The sequence below is a fragment of the Pseudomonas sp. Q1 genome (assembly GCF_009935975.1).
Lineage (GTDB): Bacteria > Pseudomonadota > Gammaproteobacteria > Pseudomonadales > Pseudomonadaceae > Aquipseudomonas > Aquipseudomonas palleroniana.
Genome location: NZ_QODI01000005.1, coordinates 1 through 21,413, shown reverse-complemented (window position 1 = coordinate 21,413; position 21,413 = coordinate 1). Strand labels below are relative to the sequence as shown.

Below are 21,413 nucleotides of genomic sequence, written 5' to 3'. Positions count from 1 at the left end.
GTCATACCTCGTTGAGCGATTGAGCGGCATCCAACGCCGCGCGGCCACGGGGGCCGTGGAAATATTCGTGAATCCAGGCGTCGTCCGTTTCCGAGACGATATCGATGGCGTCCGCCACCAGCACTTTTTTCTGAGCCAGCACCGCGACGCGGTCGGTGATGGTGTATAGCGTGTCGAGGTCGTGGGTGACCAGGAACACGCTCAAGCCCAGGGCATCGCGCAGGGTCAGGATCAACTGGTCGAATTGCGCCGCGCCGATCGGATCGAGGCCGGCGGTGGGTTCATCGAGAAACAGGATGTCCGGGTCCAGCGCCAGCGCTCGGGCCAGGGCTGCGCGCTTGATCATGCCGCCGGACAGCGACGCCGGGTACTTGTCGGCCGCCGACAGCGGCAGCCCGGCCAGCGCCAGTTTGACCGCCGCCAGATGCTCGGCGTCGGCGCGGCTGAGGCCGGCGTGTTCGATCAATGGCAGGGCGACATTTTCGGTGACGGTCAGCGAAGAAAACAGCGCGCCCTTCTGGAACAGCACGCCAAAGCGCCGTTCCACCAGCGAGCGTTCATGTTCCGACAGGTTCGGCAGGTTCTTGCCGAACACGCGCACCTCGCCTTCGTTGGGCCGGCGCAGGCCGACGATGCTGCGCAACAGCACCGACTTACCGCTGCCGGAGCCACCGACCACCGCAAGGATCTCGCCTTTATACAGATCCAGGTCGAGGTTCTCGTGCACGCTCTGGCTGCCGAAGCGGTTGCACAGCCCGCGTACTTCAATGACCGCCTCAGTGGGCGCACGGTGTAGACGACTCACCAGCCCATCTCCATGAAGAACATCGCCGCGACCGCATCCAGCACGATCACTACAAAAATCGATTGCACCACGCTGGAGGTGGTGTGGGCGCCGACCGACTCGGCGCTGCCACTGACCTTGAAGCCTTCCAGGCAACCGATGGCGGCGATCAGGAAGGCGAAGATCGGTGCCTTCACCATGCCCACCAGAAAGTGCTGCACACCGATGTCCGATTGCAGCAGCGAGAGAAACATCGCCGGCGAGATATCCAGCGCCACCGCACACACGACGCCGCCACCGATGATCCCCGAGAGCATCGCCAGAAAGGTCAGCATCGGCAGCGCCACCAAGAGCGCCAACACACGAGGCAGGACCAGCAGTTCCATCGGGTCCAGGCCCAGGGTGCGGATGGCGTCGATTTCTTCGTTGGCCTTCATCGAGCCGATTTGCGCGGTGAAGGCGCTGGCGGTGCGGCCGGCGATCAGGATCGCGGTGAGCAGTACGCCGAATTCGCGCAGAAATGAGAAGGCTACCAGGTCCACGGTAAATATCGTCGCGCCGAAACTTTTGAGCACCGTGGCCCCAAGGAACGCCACCACGGCACCCACCAGAAACGTCAGCAGGGCCACAATGGGCGCGGCGTCGAGGCCGGTTTGTTCGATATGCGCCACCATGGGCGTCAGGCGCCAGCGTTTGGGGCGCAAAATGCCACGGGCGAAGGTTTCGAGGATCAGGCCGATAAAACCCAGCAGTTTCATCGCGTCCTGCCACACCGTGTCTACCGCTCGGCCGATGCGGGCCAGCAGTTGAATGCCGGTGGCTTCTTCGGGTTCCTTGAGCGGCACGCAGAAATCATTCAACGAGTGGTAGACGGTCTTGAGCAAGGCGCGGTCGGCGGCGGACAGGCTGCAATCGGCTCGCTCGGCGGAGTGCTCGATACGGTCCGGGCCCAGCAGTTCCACCAGCAGCGATGCGCCGGCGGTATCCAAAGTGCCGAGGCCATTGAGGTCGATGTGGGCACCGGCGTCGTATTGGCCGTCGAGCGTGTTCGACAGCTTTTTCAGGTGGGCGTAGTGGGCAAGCGTCCAGTCCCCCGTAATCCTGAGTAACGGCGGAGTGGTGGACGTATCGAGGTGGGCTGCGCCGGCCGTCGTACTGGTGGTCATAAGCTCCGAGCTTGTCTGGTTATCCACAATTGCTACGTAATAGCACGATCCGCCCTACTTCGGGTTGTCCGTTTGTGCGGTGTCAGTGACTTTGAAGCGCAACACGCCGATGACTTGCCCGTCTTCGGTCAGCACGCGCACTTGCCAGCGGCCCACCGAATCCGCCGGGAAGTTCTGCTTATGGGTCCAGGCGCGATAGCCTTCCTTGCGCCCGCCGTGGATATCCAGGGCAATGCGATCAACCTCTTTGCCATTGAATTTCCACACATGATAGATCCGCTCATCCAAGCCGCGCGGCGCGTTGATCGCGGTATAGGCGTATAGCCCGTCGCTGCGCAGTTGGGCGGCGTTGACCTCCTTGAGGTCATCGCCGGGCGTGCGATCTTGCAGTTGGGTGCTGATAGCCACCTCGGTCATCCACAACGTGGCCGGCGGCACCCAGGTGCGCAGGAACCAGCCGGCGCAACCAATGGCCGCCGTCACCCCCAGCAGCATCGCCCAGCCTTTGACGCTGCGCAGCGGCAGGCTTGCGGCCAGGCTTGGGATCGACAGTGCCATGGCCACGCCCAGGGCCAATTTGTAACTTTCGGCGGTGGTCAGGTGCAGGATGATTGGCAGCGCAGTGAGCAGCGCGGCGAACAGGGTCAAGGTGTGCAGTGCGAGGAACAGCGAGCGCTTGGGCGCCAGCCACTTGTAGTACAGCGGGTCGGTGATCGACACCAGTGCCGCTGCGCCGAGTAAACCGGTGAAGATCGATTGGCCGCTGTTCCATGTGGTGGTGACAAAGAAAAACGGCAACACAAAAAACAGACTCTCCTGATGGATCATCTGGGTGGCGTAGCGCAACAGGGGCTCGGGGATTTCCCGGTTGAAGACTTTGGCAAACAGTTGGGTAAAGCTGTTCTCCAGCATCAGCCACAGCCAGCTCACTAGCATGATCACCGCGATCCAACTGGCCATGCCTTGCTGGCGATCCACCAGAATGAAGCTGCACACGCCCGAGATAAAACCGCCGAGTGCGATCACCCCGGGGTAGCGCTTGATCAGCTCCAGGATTCGCTGGATAAGGGGCGGCAGGTTTGGCATGGGCGGTTCACAGTCGGAGTAGGAAAAATCGCCGGACAGAATAACGTCTTAGCCTGGTGTGCGGTGCTTCATTGCGTGATCCGTTTGCGATAAAGCCTGAGGCCAATCAATAGCATGGCGATCAGTCCCAGCACGCCGGCACCGACCCACGTCAGGGCGTCATAGCTCAATAGCGGCTTTTCGATGCGCCAATAGCCCGGCTGGTTGAAGACTTGGCGCATGGCCTGGTTGGTTTGCTCAAGGTTAACCGCCTTGATGCGTTTGACCGGGTCGCTGAAGTGTCCGTCGGCGTAGTCGCCCGATGCGCGCCAGTAATAGTCGGCCAACTCGCTGTTGCCCTGCACGGCCCAGGCTTGGCGCGCGATGGCGGCTTGTTGCAGGCGGCTGAAAGTGGCCGGGTCGAGGCCGTTCTTGAGCAATTGCGTCTTGAGGTCTTGCAGTACCTGTTCCGCTTCGCCGAGGTCGCCCCGCTCAAGGTCGGCATTCAGGCTCAGGAAACCTACGCCGCCGAGCACTTCGCGCTCACTCCAGGGGCCATAGGACAAACCGTGCTTGAGGCGCAGTTGGCGGTACAACGCCCAGTCGAGGTAGTCCTTGAGCAGGTCGTAGGTTTCATCGTGCTGGTCGTCCAGCACCGGTTCCGGGAACAGCCAGTGCAACTTGGCGCCGTTACCGAGCCAGCCGTGGATCAAGTCACGGTGGCTGGCGGCGGCGTGCTGGATCTCCGGCAGCGGCCGATGCTCGCTCGGCTCCACCGGCTCAAGTTGACCATAGGTGCGTTCCAGATAAGCCGGCAGTACCTTGTCGAGCTCGCCGACGACGATCAGTGTCATGTTGTTGGGGGCATACCAATTTTTGCGCAGCGCCTCCAACTGATTGCGGGTCAGGTGGTTGACCTGAGCCCGTTCGGCGCATTTGAGTCCCAGTTCGACAGCCAGTTGATTGCTGGCGCTGTGGCCCAGGTCCTGGCGGTCGAGCAAGCGTTGCAGGTGCGAGTAATGGCCTCCGTCTTCGCGTTCGACCACTTGCTTGGCCGCATTGATGTGCGCGTCGGTGAGTTCGGTGCGGGTAATGATGGCCAGCAGCAGGTCCAGCACCTTGCGCTGGTTTTGTGCCGGCGCCTCGATCACAAAGGTGGTGTCGGCGTTGCTGGTATAGGCATTCCATTCGCCGCCCAAGGCTTGCATACGGTCTTCGAGGTCACCCTCGCCTGCGCCGTCGATGCCGCTGAAGAGCACATGTTCGAGCAGGTGCGGCAGTTCTTTGTCCTCACAACCGAAGTCATCCAGGCCGACACCGACCACCAGGCGGATGGCCACGTGCCCGCGCTCGGTGCCCGGCTTGAGCAGCAGTTGCAGGCCGTTGGGCAAGGTGTAGCCCTCGACGTGCAGGCGGTCAAAGGCAAAGGTATATGCCGAACCCATGAGCAGGCAGGCGAATAACAGGCGACGCATAACAAACTTCCCGGCGGGTGAGGTCCACTGTTAACTGACTTCACGCGCCATCGTACGTTCAGGGCGAATGGGTGATGTCGGCAATATCTTCAGTGGAGAGCGCACCGGTGTCAGAGGTTTCCAGCACCACATAAGCGCTGCTGCAAAACAGCGAGTTGAGGCGCTTCATGTCGGCAATCAGTTCCAGGTGCAGGGAACTGGTCTCCAGGCTTTGTACGATCTTGCGTTGCAGGCGGCTGACATGGGCGTGAGCCAAGCGCCGTTCCTGGGCACGAAAGCGGCGCTTCTCGCGCAGCAATTGCCGGGCACTTTCCGGGTCGGCGCTGAGGAATACCGACAGCCCCAGGCGCAGGTTGGCGATTAACTGGCCGTGCAGGCCGGTGAGTTCTTCCAGGCCCACTTCGGAAAACTGCCGGCGCTGGGAGGTTTTCTGCTGCTGGACTTTGCGCAGCATGCGTTCGATCAGGTCGCCGGCCAGTTTCAAGTTGATCGACAACTCGATGATCTCGGCCCAGCGGCGGCTGTCGTGTTCACTGAGGTCTTCGCGGGGCATTTGCGCGAGGTACAGCTTGATTGCGCTGTAGAGCGCCTCGACGTCATCGCTGAGGCTGCGCATTTCCTGGGTGATGGCGGTCTGTTTGCCGCGCAGCACTTCTTGCATGGCGGTGAGCATGTTGTCGATCAGGTCGCCCAGGCGCAGGGTTTCGCGGGCGGCGTTGGCCAGGGCCAGGCTGGGTGTATCCAGGGCGGCCGGGTCCAGATGGCGCGGCTTGGCTTTGCCATTGGTCTCCGGTTGTTCCGGCAGCAGCCAGGCGCAGAGACGGGCCATCGGGCCGATGCTGGGCAGCAGGATCAAGCAGCGGCTGACGTTGTAGAGCAGATGGAAGGTGATGACCATGCCCTGGGTGCTGAAGTCCAAACCGTCCATCCAGCGTACGAGGGGGTCGAGTATCGGAATGATCAGCAACAAGCCGATCAGTTTGTACAACAGGCTGCCCAGGGCCACCTGGCGTCCGGCGGCGTTCTGCATGTTGGTGCTGAGGAAGGCCAGCACGCCGCTGCCGATGTTGGCACCGATCACCAGGCCGATGGCCACGTGCAGGCCGATCACCCCGGCACCGGCCAGGGTCGCGGTCAGCAGCACAGCGGCCAGGCTGGAGTAGGAAATCATCGCGAACAGGGCGCCGACCAGGGCATCGAGCAAGATATCGCCGGTCAGCGAGGCAAAGATGACTTTGACGCCCTGGGCATGGGTAATCGGCCCGGCGGCTTCGACAATCAATTGCAGCGCCAGAATGATCAGGCCCAGGCCGATGCCGACACGGCCCATCTGCCCTGCCCGCGTCTGTTTGCGCGACAGGAAGAAAATCACCCCGAGAAAAATCAACAGCGGCGAAAGCCAGGACAAATCGAACGTCAGCACCCGCGCCATCAACGCTGTACCGACGTCGGCGCCGAGCATGGTTGCCAGGGCGGGCATCAACCCCATCAAGCCCTGGCCGACAAACGAAGTCACCAGCATGGCCGTGGCGTTACTGCTCTGCACCATGGCCGTCACCAGGATCCCGGCGACAAACGCCAACCAGCGTTTGGACATGTTCTGCCCGATGACTTGGCGCAAGTTGGAACCGTAGACCCGCAAGATGCCGGTACGGACGATGTGCGTGCCCCAGATCAGCAGGGTCACGGCGGAAAGCAGATTGAGCAAGGTCAGCATGCTCGGCCCCCCGTATAGGTGCGCTCCAAAAAGAGCGAAGGAAAGTTGCCGCGTACCGTTCTACGTCTTGTAGTTAAGCTGTAGTTGGCGAATGGGCTCTGCGCCAGCATCGCATAGCTAAAGTGAGGTTTGAAATAAAACTGTCATGAAATCGACTTTTCGTGGATGAAAAAAAAGAGGCTTAAAAAGCCTCTTTTTTTGTCTGGCTCGGGTTATTGACCCGGAATGTCCTTGCGCAGTTTCACCGGCTCCTGCTGTTTCTTCTTTTTCGCGATGGCGGTGCGCATCTTGATGTTGATCGCTTCCACCGCGAGCGAGAACGCCATGGCGAAGTAGACGTAGCCTTTTGGCACGTGCACGTCGAAGGATTCGGCGATCAGCACCGTACCCACCACCAGCAGGAACGACAGCGCCAGCATTTTCAGCGACGGGTGCTTGTCGATGAATTCGCTGATGGTGCCGGCGGCCATCATCATCACCAGTACGGCGACGATGATCGCGGCCACCATGACCGGCACATGGGACACCATGCCGACGGCGGTGATCACCGAATCCAGGGAGAACACGATGTCGATGATCGCGATCTGGATAATGGTGTAGATGAACTTGCCACCGGCACCCTTGGGCTCGTCGTGAGTTTCGTCTTCGCCTTCGAGCGCGTGGTACATCTCCTGGGAGCTTTTCCACAACAGGAACAAGCCACCGAAGAACAGGATCAGGTCGCGACCGGAAATGCCTTGGCCAAACACCACGAACAGATCGGCGGTGAGTTGCATCACCCAGGTGATCGACAGCAGCAACAGGATTCGCGTGACCATGGCCAGGGCCAGGCCGAAGATCCGGGTGCGGGCCTGCATATGCTTGGGCATGCGGCTGACCAGGATCGAAATCATGATGATGTTATCGATACCCAGGACGATCTCGAGGGCCGTCAGGGTGAAGAAGGCAATCCAGATTTCCGGATTGGTCAGCCATTCCATGTGTATTCCTTTGAGCGAGTGTTAAACCGCGCGGCTGTCGCGCCGCGCGGTGGGGTTGTTACGGTTATAGAGTGCTGAACAGCGGAAAAATCCCCATCAGCAACGCGGCGAACATTATGCACAGGCACACCAGCACTGCCCACTTGAGGGTGAAGCGCTGGTGATCGCCAAACTCGATGCCGGCCAGGGCCACCAGCAGGTAGGTCGAGGGTACCAGCGGGCTCAGCAAGTGCACGGGTTGGCCAACGATGGAGGCGCGGGCCATTTCCACGGCGGTGATGCCGTAGTGGCTGGCGGCTTCGGCGAGTACTGGCAGTACGCCGTAGTAGAACGCATCGTTGGACATGAAGAAGGTAAACGGCATGCTCACCAAAGCGGTGATCACCGCCAGGTAAGGGCCCAGCGCATCCGGGATGACCGCCAGCAGGCTCTTGGACATGGCGTCGACCATGCCGGTGCCGGACAGGATGCCGGTGAAGATACCGGCGGCGAAGATCAGCCCGACGACCGCCAGCACACTCCCTGCGTGGGCCGCGACGCGGTCCTTCTGCTGTTGCAGGCACGGGTAGTTGACGATCATGGCGATACTGAACGCCACCATGAACAGCACCGGCAGCGGCAGCAGGCCTGCGATCAGGGTGCACATCAGGGCGAAGGTCAGCGCGCCGTTGAACCAGATCAACTTTGGACGGCGGGCGTCCGGGTATTGCGAGACGCTGATCTCGCTGTGGTCGATTTCATCGCCCTGCAGGTGCAGCTCACCCAAGCGGGCACGCTCACGCTTGCCGTACAGGTAGGCAATCACCAGGATGGCAACCACACCAGCGGCCATGGCCGGGATCATCGGCACGAAGATGTCCGAGGGGTCCACATGCAGTGCGCTGGCGGCGCGTGCGGTCGGGCCGCCCCAAGGCGTCATGTTCATCACGCCACCGGCGAGGATGATCAAGCCGGCCATGATTCGCGGGCTCATGCCGATGCGCTGGTACAACGGCAGCATGGCGGCCACGCAAATCATGTAAGTGGTGGCGCCGTCACCATCGAGGGACACCACCAGGGCCAGGACGGCGGTGCCGACCGAGACTTTCAGTGGGTCGCCCTTGACCATCTTGAGGATCTTGCGCACGGCCGGGTCGAACAGGCCGGAGTCGATCATCAGGGCAAAATAGAGAATGGCGAACATCAGCATCACGCCGGTCGGCGCAAGCTTGGTGATGCCCGCGAGCATCATCGGGCCTATCTCCGGTGCAAAGCCACCAAACAAGGCGAACAGGATCGGTACGATGATCAAGGCGATCAGCGCGGACAGGCGCTTGGTCATGATCAGGAACATGAACGTAATGACCATGGCAAAGCCAAGGAAAGTCAGCATAGGGAAACTCCAGGCGTAGCGCGGCTAGGGAATGGCGAACCGGGTGGGGTCAGCGCAGAACGAAAAGCACGAGGCGTACGGGGGGAGTAGGGCTGAACAGGCGGGTACGGACGGACATCGGGAATCACCATTGTTGTTGTTAACAGTCGGTCTGTTGCCGACAGTGGGGCGATCCTAGACTTGAAACCTTTCAACCAGCTTTCGCTGAGTAAACAGGTGGTGGTGGACAGATGCGCGGTCTATGAATTTATGTAGATCCCACATTTGGACGGTGTTTGGCAGTGATTTTTCAGGGCAGTTCGAGGCCGCCGGCGGCCTTGTGCAGTTGGCGCAGATGCTCGCCCATTTGCTTGAGGTTGGCTTCGCAGGCGGCAATCTCGTCGGCACGGGAAGGGTCCAGCAGCGCCCTGACCTCTTTATCCAGATCGCCGGTCAACGACTGCAATTGCTTCTGGCGCTCGGCGCTTTCCGATTCCAGGCGTTTGGACTCCGACGGTTGCGGCAGGCCGTAGCCACCGCTGCCCAGCAGTTCAGCCGGACGGCTGAGGAAGCCACTGTTGGCGAGGATTTGCTGCAGGGTGTTGTTGGCTTGTTCCATGCCACCGTTTTTCAGCTCGCGGGCGTTGAGGTAGCGTTGCTTGACTTCGTCCTGGGCCAGCATCAGTTGTCTGCGATAGCTGGCTTGTTCCAGCAGTAGCAGGGCGGCGCTGGTGCGTAAGTCGGCCTGGCTGAACCACTGTCGTCGCTCGGCCGCACTCAGGGACAGCCAATCTTCAACCTGGGTCTGCTGGATTGGCAGGCGTTTGCGCAGCACATCAAACATTGCCTGATAGCGTTCGCGGAACGAGTCGAAGTGATAGCCCAGGCGCAATGCCTCGCGTTTGTCGTCAAGTACGCTGGTATCGGCCAGGCCGCGGGCGCTGAGTACTTCCAGCAAGCCGTTGGGGGTGATGTTATCCAGGCCGGTCAGTTGTGGATTGGCGCTGCCGCTGCGCAACAGTTTCAGACTTTCCACCGCGCAGTTGTTGGAGATGAAGAAGTAGTTGCCGTCGTAGCTCCAGTGCATTTCGGCGGCGTGCTCGACGGTGTCGGTGATCTCCTGGCGGTTGAGCTTCAGTGGCACCGAGGCCAGGCCGCGCAGTTCCGTCTTGGTGTACTCATCGATCACCTGGGCCAGCGGCAGTACGAACAATCGCGACGGGTATTTGCCGACCAGGCCATCCCAGCTCGACAGTTGCACGTCACCCACGAAAGCGCGGTACGACAGCACCAGGTGCTGGTCGAGGTCCAGGCGACAGTCCGGGCCGCGCGGGCGGCCCGGTGCGCAGATCACCAGGCGCAACATGCTGTGGCCCCAGCGGCTCACCAGGTTCTGGTTGGCTTCGGCCAACAGGTAGTCGATTTCGTAGACGCGCTCGGGGTCGATCTGACCCAGCGGCGTCTTGGCAAAGTCGTTGCCGGCATTCAGGAACGCGTAGGTCTTGGCGCAGGTGTCCTGCTCAGGTGGTGCCCAGCCGAAGTGTTCCTTGTAGTAGCGAAACAGCGCAGGGCGGCGGCAGGCGTAGCTGGGGTCGAGGAGAAAATACTCCATGTTGACCGCTACGAACTCCAGTGGGCTGGTGGTTTCGTAGAGATCCGGGCTGCGCGCAACTTGATGGTTGTGTTGCTCGCGCTCACCGCGGCGGCCGACGTATTGCGGCCAGCCGGCAAGGTCGAGCAGGCGTGGGTCGTCGCTGAGGGTAAAGCGGCGGTCATTCTGACCCCGGCATTGATCGGGCAGGCCGATCAGGCCGGTGATGTTGTTCTGGCGGCTGCAGCGATTGATCAGAGCGCGGTCGTCTTTGGACCACAGGCGTGCACGATCGTAGATATGGGTCAGTTCATGCAGCACAGTGGCGAGCATTTCCCGGCGCACGGTGCCGTGGGGGCGATTGGTTTTCTGGGTGGCGGCGCTGCCATCGGTCAGGCTGGCGAGCAGGTTCCGGTTGAGGTCCAGCTCGGACACCAGAGAAGCCTGGCCGTAGGCGTTTTCCGGCATCTTGTCGGTCCAGCCGACATCGATGCGCCGGTCCAACTGCTCGATAAAGCGCGGCGGCAGGGAGCGCATCGCTTCATCGAGCAACGCCTGGCTGGCCTGCTGTTCGGCCGGGCTCAAACCCTCGGTTATGAGCCGCAGTTGCAGGCTGGCCTGGGCGGTACCTGCACACAGCAGCACAGCCCAGGCCAGTAGCCAGGCGGCGACGCGCCTCACAGTGCGAGGATGGCTTCAGCGAGAGTCTGGTCACTGGCATCGCGGGCTTCAGGTACGCGAGTTCGCAGGGTGTCGAAAGCAGCTTCCAGTTGGGCGCCGCGGATCTCGCCATTGGAGGCGACGAAACTGGCTGCATCATCGTGGGCTTCACGCACGATTTTGGAATCGCGGATGGAGGTGGTGGTGTCCGAAGTGAAATCAATCGTGCGGGCCGAAGCACGTACGATGATGTTACTGGTGGCTTTCAGGGTTTGCGCGTGGGCGACATCGGCCAACAACAGCAGGCCGAGAGCGGCGGCGATCAGCGGGCTACGCATGGACTAACTCCAGAATACAAAGATGACTATTGGACGAGAATTGCTTGCGCCAGTTCAAGGTCGCTGGCGTTAAGTTTTGGCTGGGTACGGCGCAGGTAATCCAGTGCGGATTCCAGTCGGGCGCCCCGCCATTGGCCGTCTGTGGCTATATACGCGGCAGCGTCCCGGGCGGCCAGTATTCTTTTTCTGTCAAAGGGCGCTGATGTCACCTTGCTGGTGGCATAGGCACTGATGACGGTGCTCTGGGTGGACACATCAAAGGCTGATGCCAGTGGTGACCAGCAGGCGCAAATCAATACAGGAACAAACAACAGGCGGTATGAAAATGCCATGGGTCTCGACAACTGAAAGCGAGCGCCAAGGCTAGCGCAATGCCCGGGCGAGAGCCAGCGGCGATGCGTCCGGGAGCGGCGGCGCTCCCGGAATTTCATCTGCGATCAGATTGCCAGGATTGCCTGGGCCAACTGCGCATCAGTCGCGGTATTCAACTGTGGCGCTTGTTGGCGGATGTGAGCCAGGGCGCTTTCCAGTTTCACGCCACGGATGGCGCCTTCGCTGGCGACGAAGCTGGCGGCGTCGTCACGGGCGGCTTGTACCACCTTGTGGTCACGCAAGGAGGAGGTTGCATCGGAGCTGGCATCGGAAGTGGCTTTGAGCGCACCGACGATCGAGTCAGTGGTCACGATGAGGCTGCTCGCGTTGGCGTTGGCAGTGATGGCCAACAGGGCAGCAGCACTCAGCAGGCGGAGACGGGACATGGGTTAACTCCTGTAGATAGACAAATAATGCGGCGCAGAGCGGCCACTGTGAAACGGACATGGGTGCTATTGGGCATCAGACGTCTGTTCTACAAAGTTCGCCACGTGGTGGTGGATATTAAGCCGTCGTCTGTCCGTTCGGAAGCCTGCAATTTAATTGTACTGGTAGTTTTTAGATTTTATAAAACTGTACTAGTCCACGTAAACCAGGCCGCTGATTCGGCGCCCATAAACAGCAAAGCCCGCCTCCGGTTTCCCGGGGCGGGCTTTGCTTTGACAAATCAGGGTGCTGGCGGTGGACCCGGCGGGTCAGGGCCAGCGGGCGCCAATTAGCGCCAGAACGGCTTGCTCAGCTCTTCGTAGCGTTGAGCTTCGCTGATACCGGCGTCAGCCAGCAGACGCGAATCCAGACGAGCCAGTTGGTGGCGGCTGGAGATGCGGCGCTGCCACAACATCAGGTTGGCGAGAACGCGCAAAGGCAGGGAAGCCTGGGAGTTTACAGCTTTTTCTTCGAAGAACAGTTCGGAACTGAGTGTACGTTCCATGATGACATCCTTCCGCTTGTGGCGGGATTAGGTAGTGGTTTAACTGATGCCAATGATCCTCCTCTCGCGCAAGACTCTCTAGATACAGTTCACCTGTATTGTGAGAGGCCAGTTAACTGTTTATAGGTGCTGTACTGTACGGAAATGGGGCAACTGTACCTGTCCGCACTGAAACGGTGCGAAATAGGCATTTTCGGTGAAGGGAGTAGGATAATTCGGTAGGAAAAGACCGGTACAGCAGTACAGTTTTTTACGGATGTGTGGTTTGACCTGCCGAGCTGATGAAACTGTATTTGCATCAGCCCGGATCTGTACCAATCAAGCCTTGAGCATATGCCCGGTTTCTTCCAGATTGATGTGCCAACTCAGTGCTTCGCGCAGGATGTGTGGAGTATGCCCACCGATTGCACAGGCCGCGTCGAAGTAGCGGTTGAGCGCATCGCGGTAGGCCGGGTGCACGCAGTTGTCGATGATCACGCGGGCCCGTTCCCGCGGCGCGAGGCCGCGCAGGTCGGCCAGGCCGACTTCGGTTACTAGGATGTCGACATCATGTTCGGTGTGGTCCACATGGCTGACCATCGGTACCACGCTGGAAATCGCGCCGCCCTTGGCTATCGACTTGGTCACAAAGATCGCCAGGTGTGCGTTGCGGGCGAAATCCCCGGAGCCGCCGATGCCGTTCATCATCCGCGTACCGCAGACGTGGGTGGAGTTGACGTTGCCGTAGATGTCGAATTCCAGCGCGGTATTGATACCGATAATGCCCAGGCGGCGCACCACCTCCGGATGGTTGGAGATCTCCTGCGGGCGCAGTACCAGCTTGTCTTTATAGTGTTCCAGGTTGCCGAATACATCGGCATTGCGCCGTTCCGACAGCGTGATCGAGCTGCCGGATGCAAAACTCAGCTTGCCGGCGTCGATCAGGTCGAACGTCGAATCCTGCAACACTTCCGAGTACATGGTCAGTTCTTCGAACGGCGATTCGATCAGGCCGCACATCACTGCGTTGGCGATATTGCCGATACCGGCCTGCAGCGGACCCAGTTTGTTGGTCATGCGCCCAGCGTCCACTTCCTGCTTGAGGAAGTTGATCAGGTGATTGGCGATGCCCTGCGTGTCGCTGTCGGGCGGCGTCACGGTTGAGGCTGAGTCGGCCTGGTTGGTGATCACAATGGCGACGATTTTTTCCGGTGGGATCGGAATTGCAGTGCTGCCGATGCGGTCGTCGACTTTGACCAGCGGAATCGGTGTGCGCGTCGGCCGGTAAGTCGGGATATAGATGTCGTGCAGCCCTTCCAGGTTCGGGTTGTGCGCCAGGTTGATCTCGACGATGACCTGCTTGGCGAATATCGCAAAGCTGGCCGAGTTGCCCACGGAGGTGGTCGGTACGATGTGCCCTTGTTCGGTAATCGCCACGGCTTCGATCACCGCGATGTCCGGCAACTTGAGTTGGTTGTTGCGCAGTTGCTCGACCGTTTCCGACAAATGCTGGTCGATAAACATCACTTCGCCGGCGTTAATCGCCTTGCGTAGGGTGCTGTCGACCTGGAATGGCATGCGACGGGACAGCACGCCGGCTTCGGTCAGCTGTTTGTCCAGGTCGTTGCCCAGGCTGGCGCCGGTCATCAGGGTGATTTTCAGTGGAGAGGTCTTGGCGCGTTCCGCCAGTGCATGCGGAACGGCCTTGGCTTCACCGGCACGGGTGAAGCCGCTCATGCCGACGGTCATGCCGTCCTCGATCAGTGCGGCGGCGTCGGCCGGGCTCATGACCTTATTCAACAGCGAAGGCAAGCGGATACGATCACGGTACATGAATGGTTATCTCAGGCTACGGAAGCAAGGTGCGCAGTTTAGTGATTTCAAAAAAATTCGGCCCGCTACCATGGTCGAATGCCGGGCAGCGATTTAGAGCCTTTGGTCGGGTTTCATCAGGCCAATAAAAAACCCCAGCCTACCGGAGGCCAGGGTTTTGGGTATTGCGCTGGCGCAGTGTTATTCGACGGCCTTGACCATATCTTCGATGACCTTCTTGGCGTCGCCGAAGACCATCATGGTCTTGTCCAGGTAGAACAACTCGTTATCCAGGCCGGCATAACCGCTGGCCATCGAACGTTTGTTGACGATGATCGTCTTGGCCTTGAACGCTTCGAGGATCGGCATGCCGGCGATCGGTGAGTTCGGGTCGTTCTTGGCGGCTGGGTTGACCACGTCGTTGGCGCCCAACACCAGCACCACATCGGCCTGGCCGAATTCAGAGTTGATGTCTTCCATCTCGAACACTTGGTCGTAAGGCACTTCGGCCTCGGCGAGCAGCACGTTCATGTGCCCTGGCATCCGACCTGCCACGGGGTGGATCGCGTACTTCACGGTGACGCCGTGGTGGGTCAGCTTCTCGGTCAGCTCCTTGAGCGCGTGTTGCGCCCGAGCCACCGCGAGGCCATAGCCCGGCACGATGATCACGGTGTCGGCGTTGGTCAGCAGGAACGTCGCGTCGTCGGCCGAGCCCGACTTCACTGGGCGCGCTTCCTTGGAACCGGTCGCCGCGCCGGCGTCCGAGGTATTGCCGAAACCACCCAGCAATACATTAAAGAAGGAGCGGTTCATTGCCTTGCACATGATGTACGACAGGATCGCGCCGCTGGAGCCTACCAGGGAGCCGGCAATGATCAGCATCGAGTTGTTCAGCGAGAAGCCGATACCCGCCGCCGCCCAGCCGGAATAGCTGTTGAGCATCGATACGACGACGGGCATGTCGGCGCCGCCAATCGGGATGATGATCAGCACGCCGAGCACGAAGGCCAGGGCCAGCATCAGCGCGAACGCTGTGAGGTTGCCCGTGAACATGAACGCCAGGCCCAGGCCCAATGTTGCGAGGCCGAGCACCAGGTTCAGCTTGTGCTGGCCGCCGAACTGTACGGGTGCGCCCTGGAACAGGCGGAACTTGTACTTGCCCGACAGTTTGCCGAACGCGATCACTGAGCCTGAGAAGGTAATCGCACCGATGGCGGCACCGAGGAACAGCTCCAGGCGGTTGCCGGCAGGGATCGAGTCGCCCAGGTGTTTGACGATACCCAGGGATTGCGGCTCGACCACGGCGGCAATCGCGATGAACACGGCTGCCAGGCCGATCATGCTGTGCATGAAGGCTACCAGCTCCGGCATCTTGGTCATTTCTACGCGCTTGGCCATGATCGAGCCGGCCGTGCCGCCGATCAGCAGGCCGACAATCACGTAGCCGATACCGGCGGTGGCCAGCTCCGCGCCGAGCTTATAGATGAGGCCTACGGTGGTGAGTACAGCCAGCGCCATGCCGAGCATGCCGAACAGGTTGCCACGTCGCGAGGTGGTGGGGTGCGACAGGCCTTTGAGGGCCTGGATGAAGCAGATCGACGCGATCAGGTAGAGCGTCGTTACCAGGTTCATACTCATTACTTCTGCACCTCTTCTTTAACTTTGGGCGCTTTCTTCTTGAACATCTCCAGCATCCTGCGAGTGACCAGGAAGCCGCCGAATACGTTGACCGCCGCCAGGGCGACAGCCAGGGTGCCCATGGTCTTGCCCAGTGGCGTCACGGTGAGTGCCGCGGCCAGCATGGCGCCGACGATGACAATTGCGGAAATAGCGTTGGTCACGGCCATCAATGGCGTGTGCAGTGCGGGGGTAACGTTCCAGACCACGTGATAACCGACATAAATGGCCAGCACAAAGATGATCAGGTTGTAGATACCGGGGGAGATAAGCTCTTCCATCGTCTGAGTCCCTGCTTAGGCGTTTTTGCGGATGACTTGGCCGTCGCGGCACATCAGGCACGCGGCGACGATGTCGTCTTCGAGGTTGATTTCAAACTGCCCTTCCTTGGTGAAGACCAGCTTCAGGAAGTCCAGCAGGTTGCGCGCATACAAGGCAGACGCGTCCGCGGCGACGGCACCGGCCAGGTTGGTTGGGCCGCAAATGATGACGCCGTTTTCCACCACCACCTGGTCAGCCACGGTCAGCGGGCAGTTGCCGCCTTGGGCGGCCGCGAGGTCGATGACCACTGACCCCGGCTTCATTTGTGCAACCGTTTCTGCGCTCAGCAGAGTCGGTGCCTTGCGGCCTGGAATCAACGCCGTGGTGATGATGATGTCAGCCTGCTTGGCGCGTTCGTGCACTGCCAGGGCCTGGCGCTGCATCCAGCTGCTCGGCATCGGGCGTGCGTAACCACCGACACCGACGGCGCATTCGCGCTCTTCATCGGTTTCGTACGGAACGTCGACGAACTTGGCGCCGAGGGATTCGATCTGCTCTTTGACGGCCGGGCGCACGTCGGAAGCTTCGATCACTGCACCCAGACGTTTCGCTGTCGCGATAGCCTGGAGACCGGCAACCCCGGCACCCAGGATCAGTACACGGGCAGCTTTAACGGTGCCTGCGGCGGTCATCAGCATCGGCATGAAGCGTGGGTAGTGGTGAGCGGCGAGCAACACGGCTTTATAGCCGGCAATGTTGGCCTGGGAGGACAGCACATCCAGGCTCTGGGCCCGCGACGTGCGTGGAGCGGCTTCGAGTGCGAATGCAGTGATGCCGTGCTCGGCCAGCTTGGCGATGGTTTCGTTGCTGAACGGATTGAGCATGCCCACCAATACGGTACCGCTTTTGATCAGCGCCAGTTCGCTGTCGCTGGGGGCAACCACCTTGAGAATCAGCTCGGCACCCAATGCATCGTTGGCACTGCCAATGGTTGCGCCTGCCGTTTCATAGGCACTGTCGACGATGCTGGCTTTGACGCCCGCTCCGCTTTGCACAGTGACCTTATGGCCCTGGCCGATCAGCTTCTTGATGGTTTCCGGGGTGGCAGCCACCCGCGTTTCACCGGTCTGGGTTTCGAGAGGAACACCAATGTGCACGTCAAATCTCCTGCATGATCTTTTTGCTTTTGATCTTTTTGTAAAAAGGCCAGTGCACCGCGAGTGGCGCATCTGGGGCGGCCGATCAGCACGATCCCGCTGAAATGACAGCGGGGCGCGGCATTTTGCAGGCGAACTTTACGGCCTTCAAGAGATTATGACGGGTGACGAAAAATTAACTACAAGTCACCCTGTGACTGATTGTCGCAATGCACTGGAATAACCTCTTTAAATACAGGTGTTTAAAGGTATTAAGATGTTTTTTTGGTTTTTTTGCATCGTTGCTGTGAATGGTCGCGTATTGGCCGTTTTAAGTCGCTACAGGCCATGTAGATTGTGGCTTTTGGCCTCATTTTTTATCAATCAGTACAGTCTGCTTAAATGCGACATATACGTATATCTGTAGGATTAAAATTTATTTGACTACACGGTCAATAATCCGGGATTTCCCCTTTAAATGCTTGGGATGTAGCGTTGTGATTGATCGATCAGCCAATCCCTGAATGCGTGCAATGACGCTGATTCGACTTTTCGCTCGGGAATCATCAGGTAGTAAGCCTTCGAGCTGCTCAGTGCCTTGGCGTTGGCAATCACCAACTGCCTCTCATCCAGCTCGCGTTGGATGAGAAAGGGTGGAATCAGGGCGATGCCCATGTCATGCATGGCTGCCTGGGACAGCATCGAGAATAGCTCGTAACGGGGGCCTGTCATGTCGCGGGGTATGTTCAAGTGTTGCGCGTTGAACCATTGGCGCCAGGCATAGGGTCGAGTGGTTTGCTGCAGCAGCGGCAGTTCTGCGATCTGCTGAGGGCTGAAGTGAGTGTGGGTACCCAGTAAGCGCGGGCTGCACACGGGAACCGGGTTTTCACCCATCAGTCGATGGGATTCGGTGCCGGACCAGTCGGCATCGCCAAAGTAGATTGCGGCATCGAACTCGGTGTCGGCGAACAGAAAGGGGCGCGTGCGGTTGGTCAGGTTGACCGTGACTTCCGGGTGCTGGCGTTGAAAATCCTTGAGCCGTGGGATCAGCCATTGAGTGCCGAAAGTAGGGACTACGGCCAGTTCGATGACATTAGTGCCCTGCTGCCCCATGACCGACAAGGTGTCGCGTTCCACGGCATCCAATTGCATGGCGACGCGACGGCTATAGGACAGCCCTGCTTCCGTCAGCTTTACCCCGCGCCGCGAGCGCCGAAACAGCTCGACACTTAAAAACTCTTCAAGACTGGCGATCTGTCGACAGATGGCGCCCTGGGTAATGGAAAGCTCATGCGCCGCCTTGGTAAAGCTCTCGTGGCGGGCCGCCGCTTCGAAACTGACGAGGGCGGTGGTACTGGGGATTTTTCTGCGCATGTACGGTGTGCTCACTTATAAAGCGCGTGTGTGTGGTTCTTGGCGATTTCGAAGTGAGAAATTAGCACAACCCTATGAGGAAACCTCGTTTGCCCTCTGCGTTTGCTCGGCCTAGGCTCCATCCACGACTTCTGATTCTTTGCGCGAGGACTTATTCATGGCTGGCAAGGCAAGCTTCAACTGGATCGATCCGCTGTTGTTGGATCAACAGCTCACCGAAGAAGAGCGCATGGTGCGTGACAGCGCTGAGCAATTTGCCCAGGACAAGCTGGCGCCGCGTGTCCTCGAAGCTTTCCGCCATGAAAAAACCGACCCTGCGATCTTCCGCGAAATGGGGGAAACCGGCCTGCTGGGGGCGATGATTCCCGAACAGTACGGTGGCAGTGGTTTGAACTACGTCAGCTATGGGCTGATTGCGCGTGAAGTGGAGCGCGTAGATTCCGGCTATCGTTCGATGATGAGTGTGCAGTCGTCATTGGTCATGGTGCCGATCAATGAATTTGGTACTGAGGCGCAGAAGCAGAAGTACCTGCCGAAATTGGCCTCTGGCGAATGGATTGGCTGTTTTGGCCTGACCGAACCCAATCATGGGTCTGACCCGGGCGCAATGATTACCCGCGCGCGCAAGGTGGAGGGTGGCTACAGCCTGACGGGCGCCAAAATGTGGATCACCAATAGCCCCATCGCCGATGTGTTTGTGGTGTGGGGCAAGGACGATGCCGGTGATATCCGTGGTTTTGTCTTGGAGAAAGGCTGGAAAGGTCTGAGCGCTCCGGCGATTCATGGCAAGGTTGGGTTGCGTGCTTCCATCACTGGCGAGATCGTCATGGATAACGTGTTTGTGCCGCAAGAGAATATCTTCCCGGATGTGCGAGGTTTGAAAGGGCCGTTCACCTGCCTCAACTCTGCGCGTTACGGTATTTCCTGGGGGGCGTTGGGTGCAGCTGAATTTTGCTGGCATACCGCCCGTCAATACACCCTCGATCGTCAGCAGTTCGGCCGTCCTTTGGCGGCGACCCAACTGATCCAGAAGAAGCTGGCCGACATGCAAACCGAGATCACTCTCGCCCTGCAAGGCTGCCTGCGTCTGGGGCGCATGAAGGATGAGGGTACGGCCGCGGTTGAGATTACCTCGATCATGAAGCGCAACTCGTGTGGCAAGTCCCTGGATATCGCGCGTATGGCGCGGGACATGCTGGGGGGTAACGGTATCTCCGATGAGTTCGGCGTCGCGCGTCACTTGGTCAACCTGGAGGTGGTGAATACCTACGAAGGTACTCATGACGTGCATGCCCTGATCCTGGGGCGTGCACAAACCGGTCTTCAGGCCTTCTATTAATAGGAGCACGGCATGGGCGCGCTTTCGCACCTGAGGGTGCTGGATTTATCGCGAGTATTGGCGGGGCCATGGTCCGGGCAGATTCTCGCGGACCTTGGGGCGGAAGTCATCAAGGTCGAGCGGCCAGGTGTGGGCGACGATACGCGAGCATGGGGTCCGCCGTTCCTCAAGGACGCTGATGGCGAGAGCACCAGCGAGGCGGCGTATTATCTGTCGGCGAATCGTAACAAGGAGTCGGTGACCATCGATTTCACGCGGCCAGAGGGGCAGAAACTGGTACGCGACCTGGCGGCCAAGTCCGACATCCTGATCGAGAACTTCAAGGTGGGTGGGCTGGCAGCCTATGGGCTGGATTATGAGTCGCTCAAGGAGCTCAATCCGGAGCTGATCTATTGCTCGATAACGGGCTTCGGCCAGACGGGGCCTTATGCGACGCGTCCCGGTTACGACTTTATGATTCAGGGGCTGGGCGGACTCATGAGTCTGACCGGTCGACCCGAGGGTGATGATGGGGCTGGGCCGGTGAAGGTTGGCGTGGCGTTGACCGACATCCTGACGGGGCTTTACTCGACCGTGGCGATCCTCGCCGCGCTGGCTCATCGGGATCATGATGGTGGTGGCCAGCATATCGATATGGCTCTGTTGGATGTGCAGGTGGCATGTCTGGCTAACCAAGCCATGAATTACCTGACGACGGGAGTGCCGCCAAAGCGTCTTGGTAATGCGCATCCGAATATCGTGCCCTATCAGGATTTCCCCACGGCTGATGGTGACTTCATATTGACGGTGGGTAACGACGGTCAATTTCGTAAGTTCGCTGAAGTGGCCGGCCGGCCGATGTGGGCAGATGACCCGCGCTTTGCAACCAATAAGGCGCGAGTGGCCAACCGTGCAGAGCTGATTCCGTTGATTCGCCAGGCTACGGTCTTCAAGACGACGGCTGAGTGGGTGTCACAGTTGGAGCAAGTGGGCGTGCCGTGTGGGCCGATCAATGATTTGGCGCAGGTGTTCGCCGACCCTCAGGTCAGGGCGCGTGGCTTGGCGATGACGCTACCCCATGGCTTGGCGGGGGTGGTACCTCAGGTTGCCAGCCCGATCAGGTTGTCCAAGACTCCAGTGGAGTATCGGAGTGCGCCTCCTCTATTAGGTGAGCATACCGTCAAGGTGCTGCAAGACGTTCTGGGATTGATGCCGGCCAGTGTCGCTGCTTTAAGAGAGGCAGGAGTAATCTGAAAGCGGTCTTCTATATAGAAGGCGCTGGAGCGGCCTGGTTGTTTTTTGAACAAAGGCAACTGTTTGATAGGAAAGAAGAATTAATGGTTGACGGCGAATTATATCTGTCTATAATTCGCCCCACTTCCGGCGCAGTCGAAACTGAAAACTCCTTGGTAAACAAGAAGTTACG

The 21,413-nt window shown here is 59.6% G+C and carries 19 protein-coding genes; 2 read left to right on the top strand and 17 right to left on the bottom strand.

Going from position 1 to position 21,413, the window contains the following annotated elements; all coding sequences use genetic code 11:
* Position 1: 1 nt before the first annotated feature.
* The 17 genes from DK870_RS09205 to DK870_RS09125 form a co-directional block, all read right to left on the bottom strand.
* Positions 2–805: an ABC transporter ATP-binding protein gene (locus DK870_RS09205; protein ID WP_060756476.1), complete on the bottom strand. Its 804-nt coding sequence runs from the start codon at positions 803–805 to the stop codon at positions 2–4.
* The gene (locus tag DK870_RS09200) at positions 802–1,950 is read right to left on the bottom strand and encodes an ABC transporter permease (protein WP_060756475.1); all 1,149 of its coding nucleotides are present in this window, start codon (positions 1,948–1,950) and stop codon (positions 802–804) included. The genes DK870_RS09205 and DK870_RS09200 overlap by 4 nt, the downstream gene beginning before the upstream one ends.
* Positions 1,951–2,004: 54 nt before the next feature.
* Positions 2,005–3,036, bottom strand: coding sequence for a DUF5924 family protein (locus tag DK870_RS09195; protein WP_060756474.1), 1,032 nt, complete (start codon positions 3,034–3,036; stop codon positions 2,005–2,007).
* A gap of 68 nt (positions 3,037–3,104) precedes the next feature.
* Entirely contained in the window at positions 3,105–4,490 is a 1,386-nt protein-coding gene (locus DK870_RS09190; protein ID WP_161548491.1) for a pitrilysin family protein, read from the bottom strand.
* A 58-nt stretch (positions 4,491–4,548) separates the two neighbouring features.
* Positions 4,549–6,207: a Na/Pi cotransporter family protein gene (locus tag DK870_RS09185; RefSeq protein ID WP_060756472.1), complete on the bottom strand. Its 1,659-nt coding sequence runs from the start codon at positions 6,205–6,207 to the stop codon at positions 4,549–4,551.
* Between the two features lie 212 nt (positions 6,208–6,419).
* On the bottom strand, positions 6,420–7,187 hold the full coding sequence (locus DK870_RS09180) for a TerC family protein (RefSeq protein ID WP_060756471.1): 768 nt from the start codon (positions 7,185–7,187) through the stop codon (positions 6,420–6,422).
* Between the two features lie 64 nt (positions 7,188–7,251).
* A complete protein-coding gene (locus DK870_RS09175) occupies positions 7,252–8,559 on the bottom strand; it encodes a CitMHS family transporter (protein WP_060756470.1) in 1,308 nt (435 codons plus the stop codon).
* A 289-nt stretch (positions 8,560–8,848) separates the two neighbouring features.
* A complete protein-coding gene (locus tag DK870_RS09170; RefSeq protein WP_161548490.1) occupies positions 8,849–10,810 on the bottom strand; it encodes a DUF4105 domain-containing protein in 1,962 nt (653 codons plus the stop codon).
* On the bottom strand, positions 10,807–11,127 hold the full coding sequence (locus DK870_RS09165; RefSeq protein WP_060756468.1) for a DUF2388 domain-containing protein: 321 nt from the start codon (positions 11,125–11,127) through the stop codon (positions 10,807–10,809). The genes DK870_RS09170 and DK870_RS09165 overlap by 4 nt, the downstream gene beginning before the upstream one ends.
* Positions 11,128–11,153: 26 nt before the next feature.
* Positions 11,154–11,459 (bottom strand): DUF2388 domain-containing protein, encoded by a 306-nt coding sequence (locus DK870_RS09160; RefSeq protein ID WP_161548489.1) that lies wholly within the window; start codon positions 11,457–11,459, stop codon positions 11,154–11,156.
* A 105-nt stretch (positions 11,460–11,564) separates the two neighbouring features.
* Positions 11,565–11,885, bottom strand: a complete 321-nt coding sequence (locus tag DK870_RS09155; protein WP_060756467.1) for a DUF2388 domain-containing protein — start codon at positions 11,883–11,885, stop codon at positions 11,565–11,567.
* Between the two features lie 329 nt (positions 11,886–12,214).
* Complete coding sequence (locus DK870_RS09150; RefSeq protein WP_003170833.1) at positions 12,215–12,430, bottom strand: DUF1127 domain-containing protein; 216 nt, start codon at positions 12,428–12,430, stop codon at positions 12,215–12,217.
* A gap of 318 nt (positions 12,431–12,748) precedes the next feature.
* A complete protein-coding gene (locus DK870_RS09145) occupies positions 12,749–14,242 on the bottom strand; it encodes an acetyl-CoA hydrolase/transferase family protein (protein ID WP_060756466.1) in 1,494 nt (497 codons plus the stop codon).
* A gap of 180 nt (positions 14,243–14,422) precedes the next feature.
* Complete coding sequence (locus tag DK870_RS09140; RefSeq protein ID WP_060756465.1) at positions 14,423–15,859, bottom strand: NAD(P)(+) transhydrogenase (Re/Si-specific) subunit beta; 1,437 nt, start codon at positions 15,857–15,859, stop codon at positions 14,423–14,425.
* Positions 15,859–16,179, bottom strand: a complete 321-nt coding sequence (locus DK870_RS09135; protein ID WP_025854291.1) for an NAD(P) transhydrogenase subunit alpha — start codon at positions 16,177–16,179, stop codon at positions 15,859–15,861. The genes DK870_RS09140 and DK870_RS09135 overlap by 1 nt, the downstream gene beginning before the upstream one ends.
* 15 nt (positions 16,180–16,194) lie before the next feature.
* A complete protein-coding gene (locus tag DK870_RS09130) occupies positions 16,195–17,316 on the bottom strand; it encodes a Re/Si-specific NAD(P)(+) transhydrogenase subunit alpha (RefSeq protein ID WP_060756464.1) in 1,122 nt (373 codons plus the stop codon).
* 453 nt (positions 17,317–17,769) lie between these two features.
* The gene (locus DK870_RS09125) at positions 17,770–18,669 is read right to left on the bottom strand and encodes a LysR family transcriptional regulator (RefSeq protein ID WP_060756463.1); all 900 of its coding nucleotides are present in this window, start codon (positions 18,667–18,669) and stop codon (positions 17,770–17,772) included.
* A gap of 157 nt (positions 18,670–18,826) precedes the next feature.
* On the opposite strand from DK870_RS09125, the gene DK870_RS09120 reads away from it, so the two are divergent.
* Both DK870_RS09120 and DK870_RS09115 read left to right on the top strand, forming a co-directional pair.
* Positions 18,827–20,008: an acyl-CoA dehydrogenase gene (locus DK870_RS09120; protein ID WP_090367687.1), complete on the top strand. Its 1,182-nt coding sequence runs from the start codon at positions 18,827–18,829 to the stop codon at positions 20,006–20,008.
* A gap of 12 nt (positions 20,009–20,020) precedes the next feature.
* Positions 20,021–21,241 (top strand): CaiB/BaiF CoA-transferase family protein, encoded by a 1,221-nt coding sequence (locus DK870_RS09115; RefSeq protein WP_090367684.1) that lies wholly within the window; start codon positions 20,021–20,023, stop codon positions 21,239–21,241.
* The last annotated feature ends 172 nt before the right edge of the window (positions 21,242–21,413 follow it).